Raw genomic sequence first — 20,336 nt, forward strand, 5'->3', positions numbered from 1 at the left:
TAATAATAATTATATGCTAATTGTCCTATTATTTAAATGTCCATAATTTATTTAAGAAGAAATTAAGTACCATTCCTACACCTGTTGCAAAAATTTGTGCGATTATGGCACCGATACTTAAGTAGTTAACTAAAGCATATAAGACGATATTGTTGACTATTAACGTAATTAAATTTACGATTACAAACTTTAAAAATAGATGATTTTTCCGATCTGTAACTTGAAAGACCCAATTTTTATTCCAGTAAAAGCTATTGATTACACCGAGAATATAGCCTATAATGTTTGCAAAAATGTAATATACACCAAGATGCACTAAGATTATATATGTGCATATTGTTATAATAGTATTAAATATACCAACAAAGCCAAACTTAGCAAATACTTTCATAATAAGTCTCCAGTTCTTTTACCGTTAATATAGATGGCCTACTATTAGTTTTTTCGAATACTATCTAAAAAACTTTTTTACATCACAAACTTCTACCGAGCAATATCATATCATAGTTTTCCATTAATACGTAATAAATTTATTACATGATATCATCATATTCTTTTTAGCTATATAATATAAGTATAATTTTCTACAAATACCAAATAAACGTATCAGTTTTAAATTATAATAATATTTCGAAATAACTTTATTTCATTGTATTTGGTACCAATATTTGAAAAGTTAGTTCAACCAACTAACAAATCGTAATATATTCAAATAGCCTCAACTTATTGAGGCTTCTTCTATATGTTACGTTAGAATTTTTCTAAAAGACGTCGTCATTTCCCTCGTTGGCTGAAGTGTAATATTTTATTTGTATGCCGCGCACAAAGCGGTATTTTCTTTTTCCACTCATTGGGATTCCTTTAAATATATTAATTACTTTTGTTTTAAGTGCAGTTATAATCGCGATCATTAGACGTATTCCTATTGTAAAAAAATTAGTTCCTTAAAATATATATGTTTGAAAAGAGGCCTGTCCTAGTTTTTTAGGATGAGTGCCTCTTTTTTTCTAGAGAGAATGGTGGGATTTTTCCCATCATTATCATTTTCGAATTTATTCCTTGCACATCATTTCATTTGTAAGATAGAATCTTTTGTAGATGGACATTTTACGATGATTTGAACCGTAATTAGGAGGTTTCATTTTGAAAAAAATTTATCAGGAACAGTGGGATTTGTTTAAGACGGCTTACTTAAAAACCTTTATTGGCTTATTCTTGTTCTTTATCATCGCAGGATTCCTAAGCTATTTTTACATGCAAAATAATGAAGGCTTGTTGAATGAGCTTATGCTTAAAATTTATGAAATGTTCGAAGAAACCGATTTGTTAAGTCCGGATTTGTCCCCTATTCCGCTTGCTATCGGTCTGTTTGTGAACAACACGCGGGCATCATTATTAATTGCTGCTACTGGATTTATTCCACTTTTTTTACCAGCACTTAGTATTTTATTTGTAAATGGAGCGATTATTGGCGTCTTATTTGCCTTTATGAACATAAATGCGAGTGAAGTTTCCATTTTTACGATGTTTATGTCGGGAATTCTTCCACACGGTATTTTTGAAATTCCGGCGGTTATTTTATCAGGTGCCATTGCGTTTTATTTATCGGTAGGTATTTATCGAAAACTTAATAACAGTGAGTATTCTTTTCGGAAATGTGCAGCGAATGCGGGGAAAACCTTTGTATTTGTCGTTGTGCCGTTATTGGTGATTGCAGCCATTATTGAAGCCTTTATTACACCGCAACTTATGGATCTTGTTGGGCTTGGTAATGGAATGTAATTTTATGATGTAAGGTGCGCGTCTTTTTCGACCTGCTATATGATGGTAGGTCGATTTTGTTTTTTAGACGTGGATTTTAATGATGATACGTTACTAATTTAGAGGATTTGTTGATATGGGATTTTATTCAATAACGAAAAGTGACGCTGTTTTCGTGTTTGATCAATTCTATGAGCGATTCGTCCTGTTTTTGGAGCGATTTTGTTAATTTATGGAGCGAGTTGACCGATTTAATGAGCGACTTTTTCAACCTATGAGCGAATCGGTATTCTACGAGCGACTTCGCCTCATCTAGGAGCGACTTCCATTGGTCTATGAGCGAAAGTATTTTGAAAAAGTTGATGCTTTCAACCTATGAGCGAATTCACCTCACCTATGAGCAATATAACCATGTCTATGAGCGATTTTTTCTTAAAAATACTATCCTTTCACTGCTTTTTTTGCCTCTTCCTTTAAAACACGATTGATTTTCATAGATATTGTGCGATTTTTCCTGTTATTTGTGCGAAAACCACAAATTTCGTGCGATTTCCCTCCATTTTTGTGCGAAATCTACAAAATTTGTGCGATTTCCCGAAATTGCAAGTCCCCCAGCCAAATAAACAAGTCCTTTCCTTAACTAAATTTCAGATACTTTCTAAAGGTATTAACTACAATAATCTTTCTATTTCTTTCCCCACTAAAAAAACAAGCAAATTATTGGTATAATAAAGAAATAAAGAATTTTACGGAGATGGCCGCCTCAGCAAATTGCGGTCAACATATTCCAAGGAGGATTTGTTCAGTGAGTTCGGTTCCGTCACTGTTTTTACATAAGTATAGTGATTTTTTAATCAACAATTTAAATCCACATCAAGCGGATGACCTTCAAAAGGTTGAAGATGGACTCGCCCTTTTTCAGGAAGGGATGATTCAAGATGTATTTGTGGAAAAAAATTTCATCATGGCATCGGTTTATGATGAAGAAAAATTTAATTGTTTATTTCACACCCATTTATTTTCATTAAATACGTGCAGTTGTAATCAAAAGTTGTGCAAGCATATGGTGGCATGCTTCTTTTCCATGTATAGCGAAAGAGATAATGCGAATCAGTGGATCGCAGAGTGGAAGTCTCATCATGATTTTGAAGAAAAAAACGAAACGCAGACCGTGGCGACACAAAGTTCGAGCCGCGAAACAGATTTATATCAACAATGGATTGATTTAACAGACAAGCTTTTTGAAAAAGAAATTTTATCAAATAAATCGATGGCTCCTTATCTTTTAAATCTGCACGGTTTAGTTTTGGCAAAAAAATTAATGATCTATCATGGTGCGGGGTATGAATATCAAAAGCTGTTTCAAATTGTTGTAAATGTGCGTTTATTAGAAAGGCTGTTGGACTGGTTTATTTCGAGCCGTTACAGTTATCAAGAGATCGAGGATATGTGCGGGCAACTGATGGATGCGATCTACGCCAATATAGAAACGGTAACGCCTCAGTTACCAAAACCCCTTCCCTTTTCCTATGATCCGATATGTGAAAAGTTACGCGGCAATGTACGGGAACTGCTCTTTTTACAAGGGGCCTTTGATCGTACAGTATTACGCATTTATTGGTTACTTTGGCAAAATTTATTTCAACAAAAGAAGTTGCGTGAAGAAGAGTTAGAGTTTGCAGAAAGAGCTGCCGCTAAAAGTAATCCAAACTCATCATGGCGAGTGGCCTATTCGTTCCACTTACTAATGTCCGGTCAAGTAAAGCAAGCCATTGAAGCGATTGAATCTGCTGATGCAAAGCAATTTGTTTATGTTTTAGATTATATGTTTTACTTTGTTGAACGAAATGAATGGATTAGTGCCGAAAGACTTGCGCCGACCTTTATTCAAAATGTAAAAAAATATATGGAACAAGCGGATAATCCGTGGCGTTTTATGAGTTATGTTGATTCGATTTTTGAACGAATTTCTGAACAAACCTCATCCTTCGATTTACATGAACAAGTATTAATTAAAATGCTTCCATACAGTAGACAACGGTTAGCTAATTTATATTTTGAATGGAAAGAATATGGTCGGATGCTCGACTTTTTACAAGTATCTGGATTTTGGCAACCGAGTACCGAACAGTTACGGATTATTCAAAAGGAAGCGCCGGAATGTTTACTTCCTTACTATCATCGTGAAGTAGTCCAAGCGATTGAACGGAAAAATCGTAAAAGTTATAAAGAGGCGGTCCGGTATTTGAAAAAGTTACGGACGATTTATAAAAAGTTAAAAAAGGAAACGACTTGGGAATATTATTTGGAAAATCTGTTAGAAGAAACGAAACGGCTACGCGCCTTTCAAGAAGAAATTCAAAGGGGAAAGTTAATTTATGTTGAAGATCAAGCAGTACGAAGTTAATTGCATACCACTTCGAAAAGGGTTCTTTTTTCTATACGCCTATAATGATAATGGAGTTGCCAGTTGCCAGCAGTGGGTGGAGCCGCTATTCCAATGGCATGAGGGAACTTTTTACGGATCAATTTTAAAGCCGAATGAAGTTGATATAGTCGTTGGCTCAAGTCAGACGATGCGGGTTGAAGGTGTGACGATCAATACGTTTGATACGTTGGAACTATTCGGTATGGAACCTTTTAACGAATTTGTCCGTTGGGATTTTGATGATTTTTCCCAAACGATGATGGCGATCTCCCCTGTTATTTATGAAAGTATTGTTAAAGGAGAGTTCGGTCCGGATTTTGACGCTTGGAGTGAAGGTAGTTTTCAGTGGCGAGTGCCGGAACAAGTTTGGGAGGAATTTTTACCTGGCTTTTGGGAAACGAAAGTAAGTGGTTGGTATGACGATGGTTTTGAGCCGGAATCGGTGAGTATGCGCGAATTTGTTTCCAATTTGTTCAATGACGGAGTTGAGATCTTTTTATCCCGGAAGCCCCTTGCTGAACGAAACTGGCGTGAGAAAAAAGCCGTGTTGGAAAATGCATTGGAACAAGGGATGGATTTAGCTTCCTTCTTTGATAAAAAGCGCTTTTTACAATGGGTTGGAATTGAAGAAAGCGGGTTGCCGTTTACATTTGCGCTGCAGCTTGAAGAACCGCAGGAAGATCACGACATGTGGCGGTTGACGACGATTTTACGGGATCGCAAAAAGCCGGATACGGTAATTGTGTTAAAAAATCGCGCTGGACGTGGGGTGCGGATTCCAAAACGTTGGCAGGCCTTCGCGGAGGAAATTGTTGAGGAACAAAGACGAATTTGTCGTTTTATACCATGGTTGGCAAATGAAGACGTTGATTTTACTTTAGATGAGGAGTTTGAGTTGGAAGATGTGGCGCGACCTCCCCTTCTTATTAAGGAAGAACTTTTTGAAGACGAGGCCCTTGATTTTTTAACAAGTGAAAGTGAAAAGTTATTGCTCCTTGGTGTGGAAATTCTTTTACCATCATGGTGGGAATCGTTGAAAAGTGCCAATATGCGCTTGAAGGCACAAGTAAAGTCGGGGTCATCGGGACCGTCCTTTGTTGGCTTAGATGCGCTGTTGAATTTCGAGTGGCGTGTATCGATGAATAATGTCGATTTGTCGGAAGCTGAGTTTCGCAGGCTGTTGGAGGAAAATCGACGCATCGTGAATATTAATGGGCAATGGATGAAGTTGGACTCTGAGTTTATTCGGAGAATGCAGACGTTGATGGAAAAAGCTGATAAGGAAGGTATGCGGGTCCAAGATTTAATTCAGCAGCAGTTGCTGTATGGGGATGATGAGATAGCTGGGGAGGATGTAGTGGATGAGGAAAACGATCCGAATGTGTTTGCGCGAATTCAAATTGAACTTCATCCGAAACTGCGAAATTTTGTTGAAAACTTAGTTGATTTGTCGGAGCTACCGGAGTTAGATGTACCGGATGCTTTGGTAGGCGAATTGCGGCCATACCAACGTAAAGGGATGAACTGGTTGTATTTCTTGCGGGAGTATGGCTTCGGTGCCTGTTTAGCCGATGATATGGGGCTTGGTAAAACGATTCAGTTGATTTCGTATTTATTGTTAGTGAAGGAACGGAACCCGGAGGCTGGACCAACGTTAATTATTTGTCCGACTTCTGTGTTAGGAAACTGGCAAAAGGAATTGGAGAAATTTGCACCTAGCCTGAATGTGTATTTACATTATGGTGCGAATCGGGCGAAGGGTGAGAAGTTTACGGGATTGTTTGATGGTGGCGATGGATCCGGGCAAGTGGAATTATTGGATTCTGAACAGTATGATGTCGTCTTAACAACATATGGCTTATCCCATCTAGACTTTGAGGAGTTGTCTTCGGTCCGATGGGGTACGATTGTGTTAGATGAAGCGCAAAATATTAAAAATGCGGCAACGAAGCAGTCTCGCGCGATTCGGAAGTTACGAGGCGAACATCATATTGCTTTGACAGGTACACCGATGGAAAACCGCTTAACAGAGTTATGGTCGATTTTTGATTTTATTAATAAAGGGTATTTAGGAAGTCTCGCCCGCTTCCAGGAACGGTTTGTTGTGCCGATAGAACGGGAACATAATGAGGAAAAAATTGAAGAGTTACGTAGATTAATTCGCCCGTTCTTATTGCGCCGTACGAAAAAGGACGAAGAAGTGGCATTGAATTTACCAGATAAAATTGAACAAAAGGCCTATTGTCCATTGACGGGTGAGCAGGCTGCGATTTACGAGCAGGTTGTGAAAGATACGTTTGACCGGATTGCTGAATTATCTGGATTTCAGCGTCGAGGGTTGGTGTTGCAATTGTTAGGAAGGTTGAAGCAACTATGTAATCATCCGGCGTTGTACTTGAAGGAGTCGAATTGGTCATCGAGTGAGGAATTAATTAAACGTTCAACTAAATTGGAAAAGTTAGTGGAAATTTTTGATACGGTGTTAGACCAAAATGAAAGTGGGTTAATTTTTACCCAGTATATTGGCATGGGTGAGATTATTCAATCTGTACTAGAAGAGCGATATGGCGTGCGGGTGCCGTTTTTAAACGGAAGTACGAGTAAACAACAACGGGATACGATGATTGCTGAGTTTCAAAATCGCGATTTTCCAATCTTATTGTTGTCGTTGAAAGCCGGTGGTACTGGTTTGAATTTAACGGCCGCTAACCACGTGATTCACTATGACCGTTGGTGGAATCCAGCTGTAGAAAACCAGGCGACAGACCGGGCCTATCGAATCGGGCAGACGAAATTCGTTCACGTGCATAAGTTTATTGCAACAGGTACGCTGGAGGAAAAAGTCGACGCGATGCTTGAGAAAAAACAAGCATTGAATGAAGAAATTATTCAAAGTGATCAATGGATTGTTGATATGTCGGATGATGAATTGTTTGATATATTACGATTGGATTAATGGGACACGGGAAAAGCCCGTGTTCCTTTTTTGTTGTCGGGTCCAGGGTGGTGGTTCACAGGGACAGACCTCATGTTTCACTTTGCAGTTAAATTTATTTACATGGCTTCAATTTTGTATTCAGAAAATGATACAAGGAACCCGTCCCCTTGTTGCATCTCGAGGACATTTTCTCATTTCTACTTTCACGTTTTGGCATCGAGAACCTATCTCGAGGACATTTTCTCATTTCTACTTTCACATTTTGGCATCGAGGACGCGTCTCGGGGACATTTTCTAAATTCTTCATCCACATTTTGTCACCGAGGACGCGTCTCGAAGACATTTTATAAATTCTACATTCACGTTTTGGCATCGAGGACGCGTCTCGAAGACATTTTATAAATTCTACATTCACGTTTTGGCATCGAGGACGCGTCTCGGGGACATTTTCTAAATTCTTCATCCACATTTTGTCACCGATCACGCGTCTCGAAGACATTTTATAAATTCTGCATCCACATTTTGGCATCGAGGACGCGTCTCGAAGACATTTTATAAATTCTATATGCACGTTTTGGCATCGAGGACGCGTCTCGAAGACATTTTATAAATTCTACATACAGATTTTGTCACCGATCACGCGTCTCGAGGACATTTCAAACCGACTTCTATCCCATTTTGTCCATTATCCCCCGCCTCTAGAAAATAAAAAAAAGCCAGATGTCTTGCACCTGGCTTGTTGGAAGGATAATTTAGAGGAACCAAAAGAAATTAGTGATGGGATTTTCTGATCTATTTTGTGTCACAAATTTACCCACAAATATTTTCCTTCAGTAACCCTATATTTAATTTTTCCTTAAAACAAAGTTTTACTCTGCCTCTTTTTCAAAATGCTTATCTCCCAAATCAACTTCAACGTCTGATGCAAATACTCCCTTATTTTCCTTTGCGTCGTTTAAATACTTTAATATATACCTTGCCTTTAAAAATTATTTTTACCGTTTTTTTGTTCCCTTTTACTTCTGAATATCTCCAAACTATTTAATATCCCTCAGAAAAAAATTAATCCTTTTCCTATAACTCCTTATCCTGTTTTCTTCTCAATTTTTCGATATTCATCCTCTTTTTCTAATTCCAGTTGTTTCAATCTTTCTTCAAGTTCAACAATTTTTTGATTTGTTTTGCCTAATATTCGGATCAGTAATTGGACCATTTCTTCAAGTTGATGGTTGGAATCCAACTTTTCTGACATACCACCTCCCTCCTTTCACAAAGCTACGATTCAATCCTCTTAAGATTGACTAGCTGCGATTACTTTTTCTTCTCGCTCTTGTGGTTTGCTACTTAGGAAACGAACATTATCTGCGACAACATCGGTGACGTAAACTTTTCTACCTTCGTGATTTTCGTAGCTTCTCGTTTGGATTCGGCCGGTTATTCCAACAATTGTCCCTTTCCGACAATATTGGACAGTGTTTTCGGCCGTTTTCCGCCAAAGAGTACATTGGACAAAATCTGTTTCGACTTCTCCATTACTGTTTTTAAAATTACGACTAACGGCTAAGGTGACATTTGCGACTGCAATACCATCTTGTGTAATTTTTAATTCCGGATCTTTCGTTAGTCTGCCAACGAGTGTCACCTGATTAATCAATTGTTTCCCCCCTTTCGCTTTGTTGCCTTCATTCTAGTCCATTACTCATCCTTTGTAAAATTGTGATTTTTCAATTTTGATATGTTTTTACTATAGTTTTACTAGCAAAATCGAGCCTAAATAATCCTTTTTTACTAAATTCAACTTTCAAAAAATCAATTTTACAAACATCAACATTTTTTTATAAATCGATTTTTACTAAAAAAGCAATGTACTTTTACTAAAATAAAGTGAAAAATCAGAAAAAAAGTGGTAAAGTAAAATCAAGAGGAGTCTGACTTTTAGGGGGGAGCTTGTTGAAGACCTTTAAATTAGTTTCATTTTATTTAGTAGATAAAAAAGGTGATGTTGTTTCAATCCCATTAATTGATGCACTAATCATTAATAAAGAAAATGAGATAAATACGTGGATTATTGAAATATTTGTAGAAAAGAAATATCAGGAACTATTTAAAGATTTTTCAGCAGAAGAGAAAATTCCAGTGTATACGGTCATAACAAAGAAAGATAATGAACCCGCTCCATTCATTGTTCAAATCATTTCGCAAAAAGAAATTGGGGATAATGTAAGTATTTTATTTGAAGGTAAATTAGATCGGACAACCGGTTATGCTGAGCAACTATTAGAGGCTTTATTAGAAACCGGGCTGGACGGTAATGAATTACTCACCTCCTTTAAACAAAAGATGAAAGATAAGACAAAAATAATACGTAGTAAGAGAGTATAAAAACAGGGGGGGAAATTTCCCCCTTTTAAATTTGCACAAAAAAATTATTCATCTTTTAGGTCTTTATCACGCACGTCTTTTGGATCTTCAATGATATCTTCTTCATTGCCTCGATTGTTTTCATCGAGAATATCATCATCATTTCTGCCATCATTGTCTAAAACCCCGTCGTCTCGGTTATCCTCTAGTAATCCGTCATCATCGTTCGTACCACGATCATTATCATTGACGTTATCATCTTCCATTAAGCCATCATCTACATTTGTATCATTCAAATCTTGATTCTCGTCTACATTATTATCTGCGGGAGGGGCTGGGTCTTCTTCATTATTTGCACAACCAAATAACAATGCTGAAGCTAAAATTGAAGTACCTAATATTTTTATCCAACGAGTCATTGTTTTACTCCTTTCTACATGTATAAGTATTTCCCTTTTATAGGGTCAATTGTTATGTTGCCCAAACTTTTTAAAAATTTGCATGTAAAAAAGTCTACACTTACCACTTAATGGCAATAGTTATAAATAGGATAGTTCCCTAGACTATGAAAGGAGAATTTCCTTTGGTATTTAATGAAATCATGGCACTCATTTTCCCATCTATTATCGGAATACTTTTATACGTAAAATTTACCAATAAAACACTTTCCATTCTTGAGGCTCTCGGTATTACTGTATTATTTAATTTAGTGACAAATTGTATTTGTTATGCTATTTTATATTTTTTCAAAGGGCGGCAAGATTTTTTGTTTACACCATTGTTTACCATTAAATATTGCTTAACTGCTGTGGTTGTAGTTATAATCATCGTCATTGCCTACAGATTTATTGAACTAAATTTTAAAGTAAAACTGAAGGTGGAGAATACCGAAAATGATTAACAGGATAAGGACACTTGCAACAGGGCTGTTTCTTCTTATCGCAACAATGATTATTACAGTAACTATTTACTTACAAGCAAATTTTTCTAATCAAAGTATTGATGAAATCATTTTCACAATTTTTTACGGATTAAAAGGTGCATCACCTGATATTTTTATGTCTGCTATCGTGCAAATTATTTTTCCCTTTTTCATCGTCTTTTTTATTCTCATTTCGCCCACAATTTTTGCTACAAAAAAGCAATTTATTGTTGAACTATACTTTCGAAATAGAAAATATCGTATTAATGCCTTTCCTTTAAAAATGCTTTATAAACATAAAACATCGTACGCAATTGTTACGCTTGTTTTAGTAATCTTTTTTTCGTATCAAATTATTGGAATTGCAGATTATATGAAAAGAGTTTCTGAATACTCTTCTATATATGAGGACTATTATATCGATGGAAGAGATGTAAAGATTACGTTTCCCGAGAATAAAAGAAATTTAATTGTGCTCTATTTGGAATCTGTCGAAAATACAATGATGGACCAGAAAGTTGGTGGAGGATGGGAATACGATGTGATGCCTGAATTAAGAGCGCTGGCGGAAAAGCATTTAAATTTTTCTCATTCGGATAAAATTGGCGGTGCTCTTCCTGCATCACGGACGCAATGGACTGTTGCAGCACTCGTATCACTTACGGCCGGAATTCCTTTAAGTATCCCAATAGACGGGAATGATTATACGAACTCGGAAAACTTTTTAGCTGGTGCTTATACGTTAGGCGATATTTTAAAAAAGGAAGGGTATAGACTTGGATTATTAGTCGGATCTGACGCTGGCTACGGTGGGCGGGATCAATATTATACAAAACATGGCAATTATGAGATTTTTGATGTTAAGCGAGCAATAGCTGAGGGAAGGATGACAGAGGACGAACGAGTCGGTTGGGGTTTTGATGATTCGAATTTATTTAAATGGGCAAAGGAAATCCTTACTGACTATGCTAATAGCGAGCAGCCGTTTCATCTTTCTCTTTTAACAGTAAATACACATTTTCCTGATGGGTTTTTAGAAAGTGAAGCAGATATCATATTCCCAACTCAGTATGAAAACGTCCATGCTCACGCTTCAAAACAAGTGCATGATTTTGTTGCGTGGGTACAAAAACAAGAGTTTTTCAAAGATACAACTTTAGTTATCGTAGGTGACCACATCAGTATGCAGCCGGTCGATTATTATGAATCAAAGATTCCAGATGACTACGTTAGAACTACATATAATGTTTTTATTAGTTCAGTAATAGAGCCGATTTATCCACATAATCGACAATTTACTAATTTCGATCTATATCCAACCATCCTCGCGAGTATTGGGGTGAACATTGACGGGGATCGGCTTGGTTTTGGGACAAATCTTTTTTCAGATAAACCAACACTTGTTGAAGAGTTAGGCTATGAATATGTAAACCGTGAGTTAGATAAAAGCTCACTTTACTACAATCAATATATTTTACAAGATGATTTTTTAAAATTAATGGAGCAAGCAAATGTAGAGTAATATCTCATTTTTCACTAAAAATAGAAGTCCAAGAACATGGAATAATCATGAATCTTGGACTTTTTTCATTATTATTGAATCGCAAACATTATATCTGTTTGGCAAGCTACTTCTCCATCTACTGTTGCAATAGCGCGACCTTTTCCGATTGGTCCGCGAACGCGCGTAATTTCAACTTCTAGACGTAATGTATCACCTGGTTTTACTTGGCGTTTAAAGCGGCAATTGTCAATGCCTGCAAATAATGCAAGCTTTCCACGGTTTTCTTCTTTACCTAAAATTGCCACAGCACCAACTTGAGCTAATGCTTCAACGATTAGCACACCTGGCATTACCGGATAGTCAGGAAAATGACCTTGGAAAAACGGTTCGTTTGCTGTTACATTTTTAATCCCAACAGCACGCTTGTCCTCTTCAACTTCAACGATTTTATCAATTAGTAAAAACGGATAACGATGAGGGATAATTTCTTTAATTTGATTTATATCAAGCATTATGTATTTCCTCCTCTATAAAAGAATGGCATTATGTACGAATTTATTAACTCATATGTATTATGAAAATGCAACCCGCGGTCCCGGTTAATTTCTTTGTAAAATTGCATCAAAATAAAAATACGGAATAGTTATCGTGAAAACTATTCCGCTTCCGAAGGTGTACCTTTATCAATTATATCTGTAATATGTGTCCATGTTGATGGTTTGAATACATCAAAAGCTTCGCCTTCACCAATCACACCATAACCGATCATCGTGCCAATAAAGAAGAACAAAACTATAAGTACAAAGACAATAATAATTCGCAACCAAATAGGAATCAGTTTAACACGTAACTTTTTTTTCTTTTTTCCGCTTCGTTTTTCTCCCTTTACCTTTTCTTTATCATTTTTTAATTTTTGTTGACGTCGTTCTTGACGGGTTTCACTTTGTTGAACATCCAAATTTTCCACGATCGTCCATTCCCCTCTTTATAAACTGCATGAAAGTTTATATCACTTTCATTCGAAATGGTACAGCAATGTTTTTTACACTTATAATAAAGGAGGTTTAACATTTTTGCTCGATATATGTTGTGAAGCATTTCAGTTTAATTTTTAAGTGAATGAACCCCTAAACTTATGTTTATGATATGTTGTAAAAAACATGCTTGTTATTATTTACTAAATTAGCGAATGCCATTAACTAAGCCGGACATTTGATCCGCTAATGTAATTGCTCGTGCTTGGAATTGATAAGCACGTTGGGTTTGAATAAGATTTGTCATTTCTTCAATTAAATCTACGTTTGATTGCTCTAGAGCTTGATGATTTAAGCCGATTTGGTCACGAGCTGCACCTACTAAATTAACGATTAAATCATCAATAGTAATATCCTCGTTTTGGAGATGGTCTGGTAACGTTAGCAAGTTGTTACCTGTTTTTACAAGGGCTTGCGGATTATTAACTTGAACCACGCCTAAGGCGAAGCTAGCTGATGCACCATGCTCATTGGAAAATGTTACGATACCATCGTCACCTAAAGATACATTCGTCAGATCACCATTAAAAATTATCGGATTGTTGTCTTCATCTAAAACACGATGGCCTTCACTTGTTACAAGTGCAACTTCTGTATCATTAATTGGTGATAAATAAAATGCCCCGTCCCGAGTATAATGAACATTCAACTCATTACCATTTGGCGCAAGTACTTTAAAGTATTGATTAGGAACTGTTAAAGCAAAATCTAAAGGACGTCCAGTTTCTTTGATAGCACCTTGATTGGCAACTGTTTGAACTTGACCAACTTTTCCACCTGTACCGATGCGAACGCCTTGAGGAGTCAACCGTGGTGAGTTATCTCGTAACGGATGATTATTATGTTGTTGAATGAGTAGTTCTTGAAAGCTTGCCCGTTGTTTTTTATATCCTGTTGTATCGACATTGGCAACGTTATTACTAATTATATCTAGCTGTTTTTGCAATTGACTCATCGTATTCATTGCGGTATATGTAATTCGACTCAAAACTGTTCACCTCTATATTTAAACAAGAAATGTTGTTGTGAAATTTTTAGTTCATTGGCGCAATTTTCTCACTTAGATTTTACCAATCTCATTTACAGCTTTATCCATACTACGGTCGTAAGCTTGTAATACTTTTTGGTTCGCTTCAAACGTACGATATGCCGCTAGCATTTGAGTCATCGTCTCTGTCGCATCAACATTCGAACGCTCTAAATACCCTTGTTGTAACGCGAAAGATACTTGACCATTTTCATAAGCAGAAGGTAGAGCTTGGCCATTATTCCATTGGAAAAGTCCTTCTCCTGATTTAGCTAATTCATTCGGATTTTCTGCAAATGCAATACCTAGTCTGGCCACATTTTGACCACCTTGTTGAATCCAACCATCAGCCGTTACTGTAAATTGATCACTCGTTAATTGAATCGGATTTCCCGCTGTATCTAAAATATAGTGTCCGTTTGCATTCGTTAAAAAGCCATACCCATCTAATGTGAAGTTTCCATTCCGTGTATACTGTACACCGCCATCCGGGTTTTCCACTGTAAAGAAGATACTACCCGTAATGCCCTCTGCATTAGTTGGCATGAAAATATTGTTTAATGCAACATCGGTATTTAATTCTGTTTTGTTTAGATCCCCTTGTTTATATGTTGGTGTTAAATCTTGAACGTAAACTCCCGTATTAATGGAACCTACTGGGGACATTTTTGTTGTTACTTGTCCTGAAGGTGACTTTTCCGTTTCTAACCGTTGTAAAAGCATTTCTGGAAAAGCACGAACCGATGATTGGTCTGCCTTATAACCAGGTGTATTAATGTTCGCTAAATTATTCGTAAACATTTCTACGCGACGCTGCTGTGTAATCATTCCCGATGCAGCATGATAAAAACCACGAAACATAAGTTGAACCCCTTTCCGCCGTTGCTTTATAAATTAGGATGTCTCCGAACAGTTTGGAAAATTTTTTATGTATGAAAAAAGTCGTTTTTTCCTTTAAACGTGCAAAATCATTACCTTTAATTATAAACGATTTTTCAATTTTAGGCAGTAAAATTTTAAAATTGTCAAATAATGTCATAGTCTTTTAATAATTAATCAAACGTTTGATTGAATTGGTGTGCGTGGTTTAGGAAAAATTTATAAAAACAGCTTGCGATATTGGCAAGCTGTTAAACGTTTCATATTTAGCATTTTTATTTGCAGACTAAACTAGGCTACGTTTTTCAATTTTATCTACATTTTCTAACATTAAGCCTGTACCGATAGCTACACAATCCATTGGATTTTCAGCAACTAGAACAGGAACTTTTAGCTCTTCAGCTAGTAATGTATCAATTCCATGGAGTAATGCTCCACCCCCAGTTAAGATGACGCCACGATCGATAATATCAGCAGATAACTCAGGTGGTGTTTTTTCCAATACATTTTTAGCAGCTTGTACAATTACTTCGACAGACTCACGTAAAGCTTCTTCAACTTCTGAAGAATGTACGGAAATTGTACGTGGTAATCCAGATACTAAGTCACGTCCACGAATATCCATTGATTCATCACGAGAATTTTCGAAAACTGTTCCAATGTTGATTTTAATACTTTCAGCAGTACGTTCCCCAATTAACAGTTTATATTTCTTCTTAATATAATTAAGAATATCCATATCAAATTGGTCGCCGGCAATTTTAACGGATTGAGATGTTACAATATCTCCCATTGATAGGACAGCTACGTCCGTTGTACCGCCACCGATATCAACGACCATGTTACCACTTGGTTGGAAAATATCCATTCCGGCACCAATTGCAGCTACTTTCGGTTCTTCTTCTAAGAATACTTTTTTACCGCCACTTTTTTCTGCTGCTTCACGAATCGCTTTTTGTTCAACGCTTGTAATATTCGTTGGACAACATACTAAAATACGCGGCTTAGATAAAAAGCCTTTTACATTGATTTTATTAATGAAGTGTTTCAACATTTGTTCAGTAACTTCAAAGTCAGCAATTACTCCGTCTTTTAGCGGACGAATCGCTACAATATTCCCAGGAGTACGACCAACCATTTTTCGAGCCGCTTCCCCTACAGCTAACACTTTATTTGTGTTCGTGTCTATTGCAACAACTGCTGGTTCATTCAGTACAATGCCTTTTCCTTTTACATTTATTACAACATTTGCAGTTCCCAAGTCTATCCCAATATCTTTGGCAAACATCTCTAAATTTTCCTCCTTAAACTTTCCGTTCATAAACTTCCCTAATTACTGATTTTAACATATTCGCAGTAAATAATGGAGGATTTTTTGTCAATATATTTCATTTTTTACTGGATTATGTCAAATTTTGTAAAGACATATTAATTTTATATTTCGACTTTGTAAATTTCGGCTAGGTTTTTTGCTCTATTAATTAAAAAAACAGGTGTTTATCTGTTTAACACCTGTTTTAAATGTATTATTTTTTCATAACCGTTTCTTTCTTAGCTTCCTTTTTGTATTTCAATTTTGTGGCTTCTCCCCCACGAAGATGACGGATTGATTTATGATATTCCAGAATCTCTTTAACTTGATTAGCTAATTCTGGATTAATTTCCGGTAGTCTTTCCGTCAGATCCTTATGAACCGTACTTTTTGATACTCCAAACTCTTTCGCTATAACGCGAACCGTTTTCCTCGTCTCCACGATGTATCTCCCAATTTTAAGTGTTCTTTCTTTGATGTAATCGTGCACACAACTCGCCTCCCTTTGGATTAGAGAAGTGTGAAATGGGACACGTGGTTACTTTGATGACTGCTATTACTCCGCATAAACGGTTCGGGATATTTTTCTCTTTTAGGCTATAGTTTTTGAATTATGTATTTTGTTTCATTTTATGTTTTTCTTTTATGCGGCAGAAAGCGATCAGTGCTTTCTGGAGGACGAATACTTTTTGTCTACAATTCCAACTAAGCTGCTTAAATACGAATCCTCACCTCAAACACTTTCTCTTATGTTCTTCCTGTTGATTGTTTTGGGGAAATTTCCCCCGACTATTAAAAATGTAATGAGCTTCCTTATATGATTGAAATGCCAATAAGGTTTTTAATTTTGTAATATTGTATTATTTCTAGGACTAGAATATTCATAAAAAAGTGAATAAGGACAAGGTTGGATGCGGTTTTTTCAATAATTTCCTATATTTTATTCCGTCGGACAACAAGTCTGGACAACAATAATCACTATCGTGTCAAAATATGATGAACTCTTACATTCTTTTATAAAAAAATATATACATTGACATTTTTCGTGGTATTTCCTGAGAAATATATCGGAAATTGTGGATATAGGGAAGGCTTTGTAAAAATTTAAGGGGGATTGTTACAGTTTGGCATGCGCTCAATTAGTTTTGATATACTTTTTATAAAAAAGGAAAACCTGCTAGCATAAACTAGCAGGTACATATATTTCACAAAGGGGGATAACTACTATACAACTAGAAAATTATTCTTGATCATTTTCATTGGCATCGCGATTTTCTTCATCTTCATTTGAAGAATCTTCTTCACTAGTTCCTGTTTCATCTTGTTCTTCTGTTTCTTCAGATGCATCTTCATCCGCTTCTTCACCTTCAGTTACTTCTTGATTTTGAAGGGTTGTTAAGGATTTTTTGAAGTAATTTAGCGGATTCACAGGAACTCCGTCTTTACGGATTTCAAAATGAGCATGGATACCTGCTTCTTCATTAAGTAGGCTGCGCCCTGCTTTACCTACAACTTCACCTTGTTTTACTTCATCACCTTCTGTTACATTTACATTTTGAAGGGACTGGTAAACAGTTTCAATACCTTCTGCATGTTCAATGACGACTACATTTCCTAATACAGTATCTTCTTTTACAGCTTTTACTTTACCGCTCATTGCTGCTTGTACATCAAAGGTTTCCCCATCTTTAGCTGCAATTGCAATTCCTGTACTTGGGTAAAAATTGTTTCCGTCATAAATGATTGCTGCTTCTTGCTCTTCATCTGATGCCGTTGTATCGTAGAAGTATGTGACAACTTCGATGTCGTCCTCATTGGCTACTGGCCATGAGAAGTCTTCTACTGGTTTTCCGACTTCTAGTGCATCTTCATCAGCAATTTGTCTTTCTGCATTTTCTTCATAACTAAAGTCTGGTTGTTCTACATTATCTGGCGTTCTTGCTTGCCATACTAAAAAAGTTGTTAGTAAAATAGCAGCAGCCCCAATGTAAATTGCAGGAAATACCCTTTTCTTTTTGAAGAAGTTTTTCATGCCAATTTTGCGAGAAGATCTTTTCTTTTCTTCCTCTCTCATTTTCATCACCTCAGCCATAGTTTGAACAGAAAAAGAGAATTATATACTCATAAAATTAATTTTTTTTGATTATTTTGCGCAATTGTAGCTTTTTTATGCAAAATTGCGTTGAATTTTTGTTTATTAGATGGCTAAGGTGGTTTATATGGATTTTTTACGCAATTATAGTTAAGATAAGTGTGTTTTTCTTGTAAAATATTTATTAAAACTAGTAAAGGTGATTGCAAAAGGTGGTATATATGAAAATAATGCGACTGATTATTAAAGTTTTACCCTTTATATATATGGGTTTAATATGGTTGCTATCTAGTAAACCTGCTGATGCCTATGTAACATTTAAAGTTTATGACGGATTGATTAAAGAGTCCCTTCATTTAGTAGAGTTCGGAATTTTATATGGACTATTTGTTTTATTCTTTTTAGTAGATGGAAAATTAACGATGAGAACGAGTGTGTTTTCAGCTATTGTGGCTGGCCTTTGGGGTGTGACCGATGAAATTCATCAATACTTTGTACCGTATCGTTCAGCAACGGTTATTGATGTGATGAAGGATATTATTGGGGTTGTTGCCTGTTACTTGATTGTTCATTTTTCTTATATTAAAAAGAAAAATAAATTGGGGATATGGATGGATCAGTTCGCGAAAGTCGTAAATCGTGGGCGCGGGTAGTTTTTTACGTAAAAAATAAAAACCTGGATTTGGTACGGAGGGATTTGGTACGGAGGGACAGGTCCGGTGTTTCATTTTATTTGGTACGGAGGGACAGGTCCCTTGTTGCATTTTCTAAACGTTTTGACGAGACATCGCCGCTTAATGATACGATGGACCCGTCCCCCTGTTTCAAATGGTACGACGGACCCGTCCCCCTGTTTCACTACCCCTGTTTCACTATTTTTTTACGACGTGTTGTTCAATATATTTAGTAGCATCGGTAATTTCTACGCCTTGATAATAATGTTTAACAATTTCTTCAAAGGTTTTTCCAGATTTGGCCATTCCGTTCGCACCGTATTGACTCATCCCGACACCGTGACCATAACCCTTTGTTATAATGACTACATTTTGTCCTGATAATTCCCAAGTAAAATCAGTAGATCGTAATCCGAGTTTGTTGCGAATTTCTCGACCGGTAAATTCTTTATTGCCAATTCTAACCTTCTCTACGCGATTACTATTTGTACGGGAGACTATTTTACCAACATGGGACCCCTCAATTTTTACTCCTAATGCGGATTCAAATTCATTAACCGGAATCGTTGTTTCTACCGTGAATTTAGGTGCTTCTGTGTCCCATGGGCTTTCTACACTCGTTAAATATGGAAAAGCACTGGAATAATAATCATCACTATTTTCTGTATAGCCATTACTCATTGAAAAATACGACGCTGTTATCGGTTCATCTTCATATACAAGAATTTGTCCTCGTGTTTCATATACCGCTCTTCTAATTTTTTCTATATTTTTTTCATAATTTCCTTTCCATTGTTCTTGTAATTGTTCCTCGTCTTTATATACTTGATGTTCAACTGTATCGTTAATATCGGCACCTTTTACAATTCCCCTTTGTACGTCTGACATCATTTGTTTAATGACGTACGTTCTTGCAGCAAGTGCTTGAGCTTTCAACGCTTCTTCTTCAAATTCTGCTGGCATTTCTGAAGCAACTACGCCGACAATATATTGTTCGAGTGGTACAGTTTCAATTTCATCTTTTGCTGTTCGGTAAACGGACACATCAATCATGGAGGCTTCTTTTAAAACCTCATCCCAATCTTTCGTTGTTTCTTTCGTAGGGATTTCTACCGATGTTGTACCTGTTTTACCTGATGCAAAAGGGAGAACAAGAATACTTGGAATAAGTATTATAGCTACTAGTAAAATACCACCGACAATCACTATTGGATTTAATTTTTTCAACCGTTTCGCCTCCCCAAAAATAATACTACATTCTATTTATATGGGGTTGGACGAACTTTTATACCAATCTATTAATCGTTTCTATTATTTTTTGGACGAGTATAGCAAAAAGCTAGGTCTGACGGGTGATGTTTTATTATGTATGAAGATGATGGGAAAAGTTGAGATATATTTAAT

Annotated in this window: 19 protein-coding genes; 7 read left to right on the forward strand and 12 right to left on the reverse strand. The window is 36.3% G+C overall.

Translation table 11 applies throughout. From position 1 onward, the window contains the following. Positions 1 to 28 precede the first annotated feature (28 nt). Complete coding sequence (locus GW534_RS00545) at positions 29 to 391, reverse strand: GtrA family protein (protein ID WP_161919103.1); 363 nt, start codon at positions 389 to 391, stop codon at positions 29 to 31. 752 nt (positions 392 to 1,143) lie between these two features. Between GW534_RS00545 and GW534_RS00550 the strand changes: the two genes are divergently transcribed. The 3 genes from GW534_RS00550 (at position 1,144) to GW534_RS00560 (ending at position 7,145) form a co-directional block, all read left to right on the forward strand. Then, positions 1,144 to 1,782 carry a stage II sporulation protein M gene (locus GW534_RS00550; protein WP_161919104.1) on the forward strand — a complete coding sequence of 213 codons (639 nt, stop codon included), beginning with the start codon at positions 1,144 to 1,146 and terminating at the stop codon, positions 1,780 to 1,782. A gap of 784 nt (positions 1,783 to 2,566) precedes the next feature. Further along, complete coding sequence (locus tag GW534_RS00555) at positions 2,567 to 4,168, forward strand: hypothetical protein (RefSeq protein ID WP_161919105.1); 1,602 nt, start codon at positions 2,567 to 2,569, stop codon at positions 4,166 to 4,168. Then, positions 4,140 to 7,145: a DEAD/DEAH box helicase gene (locus tag GW534_RS00560; protein WP_161919106.1), complete on the forward strand. Its 3,006-nt coding sequence runs from the start codon at positions 4,140 to 4,142 to the stop codon at positions 7,143 to 7,145. The genes GW534_RS00555 and GW534_RS00560 overlap by 29 nt, the downstream gene beginning before the upstream one ends. Positions 7,146 to 8,211: 1,066 nt before the next feature. Here the strand turns inward: GW534_RS00560 and GW534_RS00565 are convergent. Further along, positions 8,212 to 8,379, reverse strand: coding sequence for a hypothetical protein (locus GW534_RS00565; RefSeq protein ID WP_161919107.1), 168 nt, complete (start codon positions 8,377 to 8,379; stop codon positions 8,212 to 8,214). 39 nt (positions 8,380 to 8,418) lie between these two features. Continuing rightward, the gene (gene ssb, locus GW534_RS00570; protein ID WP_161919108.1) at positions 8,419 to 8,781 is read right to left on the reverse strand and encodes a single-stranded DNA-binding protein; all 363 of its coding nucleotides are present in this window, start codon (positions 8,779 to 8,781) and stop codon (positions 8,419 to 8,421) included. Positions 8,782 to 9,077: 296 nt separating this feature from the next. On the opposite strand from ssb, the gene GW534_RS00575 reads away from it, so the two are divergent. Further along, positions 9,078 to 9,509, forward strand: a complete 432-nt coding sequence (locus tag GW534_RS00575; protein ID WP_161919109.1) for a YwpF family protein — start codon at positions 9,078 to 9,080, stop codon at positions 9,507 to 9,509. A gap of 44 nt (positions 9,510 to 9,553) precedes the next feature. Here the strand turns inward: GW534_RS00575 and GW534_RS00580 are convergent, their stop codons facing one another. Next, a complete protein-coding gene (locus tag GW534_RS00580; protein ID WP_161919110.1) occupies positions 9,554 to 9,907 on the reverse strand; it encodes a hypothetical protein in 354 nt (117 codons plus the stop codon). Between the two features lie 164 nt (positions 9,908 to 10,071). Here GW534_RS00580 and GW534_RS00585 point away from each other — a divergent pair, with 164 nt between their 5' ends. Both GW534_RS00585 and GW534_RS00590 read left to right on the forward strand, forming a co-directional pair. Beyond that, positions 10,072 to 10,389, forward strand: a complete 318-nt coding sequence (locus GW534_RS00585; RefSeq protein WP_161919111.1) for a hypothetical protein — start codon at positions 10,072 to 10,074, stop codon at positions 10,387 to 10,389. Further along, positions 10,382 to 11,932 (forward strand): LTA synthase family protein, encoded by a 1,551-nt coding sequence (locus GW534_RS00590; protein ID WP_161919112.1) that lies wholly within the window; start codon positions 10,382 to 10,384, stop codon positions 11,930 to 11,932. Before GW534_RS00585 ends, GW534_RS00590 begins: the two co-directional genes overlap by 8 nt. 71 nt (positions 11,933 to 12,003) lie before the next feature. Here GW534_RS00590 and fabZ read toward each other — a convergent pair whose 3' ends face one another. From fabZ to GW534_RS00625, 7 genes are all read right to left on the reverse strand, one after another. Next, on the reverse strand, positions 12,004 to 12,426 hold the full coding sequence (gene fabZ / locus GW534_RS00595; RefSeq protein WP_161919113.1) for a 3-hydroxyacyl-ACP dehydratase FabZ: 423 nt from the start codon (positions 12,424 to 12,426) through the stop codon (positions 12,004 to 12,006). 143 nt (positions 12,427 to 12,569) lie between these two features. Beyond that, positions 12,570 to 12,881, reverse strand: coding sequence for a DNA-directed RNA polymerase subunit beta (locus GW534_RS00600; RefSeq protein ID WP_312854609.1), 312 nt, complete (start codon positions 12,879 to 12,881; stop codon positions 12,570 to 12,572). A 215-nt stretch (positions 12,882 to 13,096) separates the two neighbouring features. After that, the gene (locus GW534_RS00605; RefSeq protein ID WP_161919114.1) at positions 13,097 to 13,936 is read right to left on the reverse strand and encodes a flagellar hook-basal body protein; all 840 of its coding nucleotides are present in this window, start codon (positions 13,934 to 13,936) and stop codon (positions 13,097 to 13,099) included. Positions 13,937 to 14,008: 72 nt separating this feature from the next. Further along, entirely contained in the window at positions 14,009 to 14,836 is an 828-nt protein-coding gene (locus GW534_RS00610) for a flagellar hook-basal body protein (RefSeq protein ID WP_161919115.1), read from the reverse strand. Between the two features lie 304 nt (positions 14,837 to 15,140). Further along, the gene (mreB, locus tag GW534_RS00615; protein ID WP_161919116.1) at positions 15,141 to 16,142 is read right to left on the reverse strand and encodes a rod shape-determining protein; all 1,002 of its coding nucleotides are present in this window, start codon (positions 16,140 to 16,142) and stop codon (positions 15,141 to 15,143) included. 238 nt (positions 16,143 to 16,380) lie between these two features. Beyond that, complete coding sequence (gene spoIIID, locus GW534_RS00620) at positions 16,381 to 16,656, reverse strand: sporulation transcriptional regulator SpoIIID (RefSeq protein WP_161919117.1); 276 nt, start codon at positions 16,654 to 16,656, stop codon at positions 16,381 to 16,383. Between the two features lie 750 nt (positions 16,657 to 17,406). Beyond that, complete coding sequence (locus GW534_RS00625; protein WP_246203808.1) at positions 17,407 to 18,258, reverse strand: M23 family metallopeptidase; 852 nt, start codon at positions 18,256 to 18,258, stop codon at positions 17,407 to 17,409. Between the two features lie 221 nt (positions 18,259 to 18,479). On the opposite strand from GW534_RS00625, the gene GW534_RS00630 reads away from it, so the two are divergent. After that, entirely contained in the window at positions 18,480 to 18,911 is a 432-nt protein-coding gene (locus GW534_RS00630) for a VanZ family protein (RefSeq protein WP_161919119.1), read from the forward strand. A gap of 219 nt (positions 18,912 to 19,130) precedes the next feature. On the opposite strand, the gene spoIID is transcribed toward GW534_RS00630, so the two are convergent. Continuing rightward, a complete protein-coding gene (gene spoIID, locus GW534_RS00635) occupies positions 19,131 to 20,159 on the reverse strand; it encodes a stage II sporulation protein D (protein ID WP_161919120.1) in 1,029 nt (342 codons plus the stop codon). Positions 20,160 to 20,336: the final 177 nt, after the last annotated feature.

Source organism: Pallidibacillus pasinlerensis (genome assembly GCF_009996845.1).
GTDB lineage: Bacteria > Bacillota > Bacilli > Bacillales > Caldibacillaceae > Pallidibacillus > Pallidibacillus pasinlerensis.

Excerpts from the sequence above, each read along its gene's own strand:
- GW534_RS00545 (WP_161919103.1), bottom strand. The coding sequence starts at position 391 with ATGAAAGTATTTGCTAAGTTTGGCTTTGTTGGTATATTTAATACTATT.
- GW534_RS00560 (WP_161919106.1), top strand. The coding sequence starts at position 4,140 with ATGTTGAAGATCAAGCAGTACGAAGTTAATTGCATACCACTTCGAAAA.
- GW534_RS00565 (WP_161919107.1), bottom strand. The coding sequence starts at position 8,379 with ATGTCAGAAAAGTTGGATTCCAACCATCAACTTGAAGAAATGGTCCAA.
- GW534_RS00580 (WP_161919110.1), bottom strand. The coding sequence starts at position 9,907 with ATGACTCGTTGGATAAAAATATTAGGTACTTCAATTTTAGCTTCAGCA.
- GW534_RS00590 (WP_161919112.1), top strand. The coding sequence starts at position 10,382 with ATGATTAACAGGATAAGGACACTTGCAACAGGGCTGTTTCTTCTTATC.
- fabZ (WP_161919113.1), bottom strand. The coding sequence starts at position 12,426 with ATGCTTGATATAAATCAAATTAAAGAAATTATCCCTCATCGTTATCCG.
- GW534_RS00610 (WP_161919115.1), bottom strand. The coding sequence starts at position 14,836 with ATGTTTCGTGGTTTTTATCATGCTGCATCGGGAATGATTACACAGCAG.
- mreB (WP_161919116.1), bottom strand. The coding sequence starts at position 16,142 with ATGTTTGCCAAAGATATTGGGATAGACTTGGGAACTGCAAATGTTGTA.
- GW534_RS00625 (WP_246203808.1), bottom strand. The coding sequence starts at position 18,258 with ATGGCTGAGGTGATGAAAATGAGAGAGGAAGAAAAGAAAAGATCTTCT.
- GW534_RS00630 (WP_161919119.1), top strand. The coding sequence starts at position 18,480 with ATGAAAATAATGCGACTGATTATTAAAGTTTTACCCTTTATATATATG.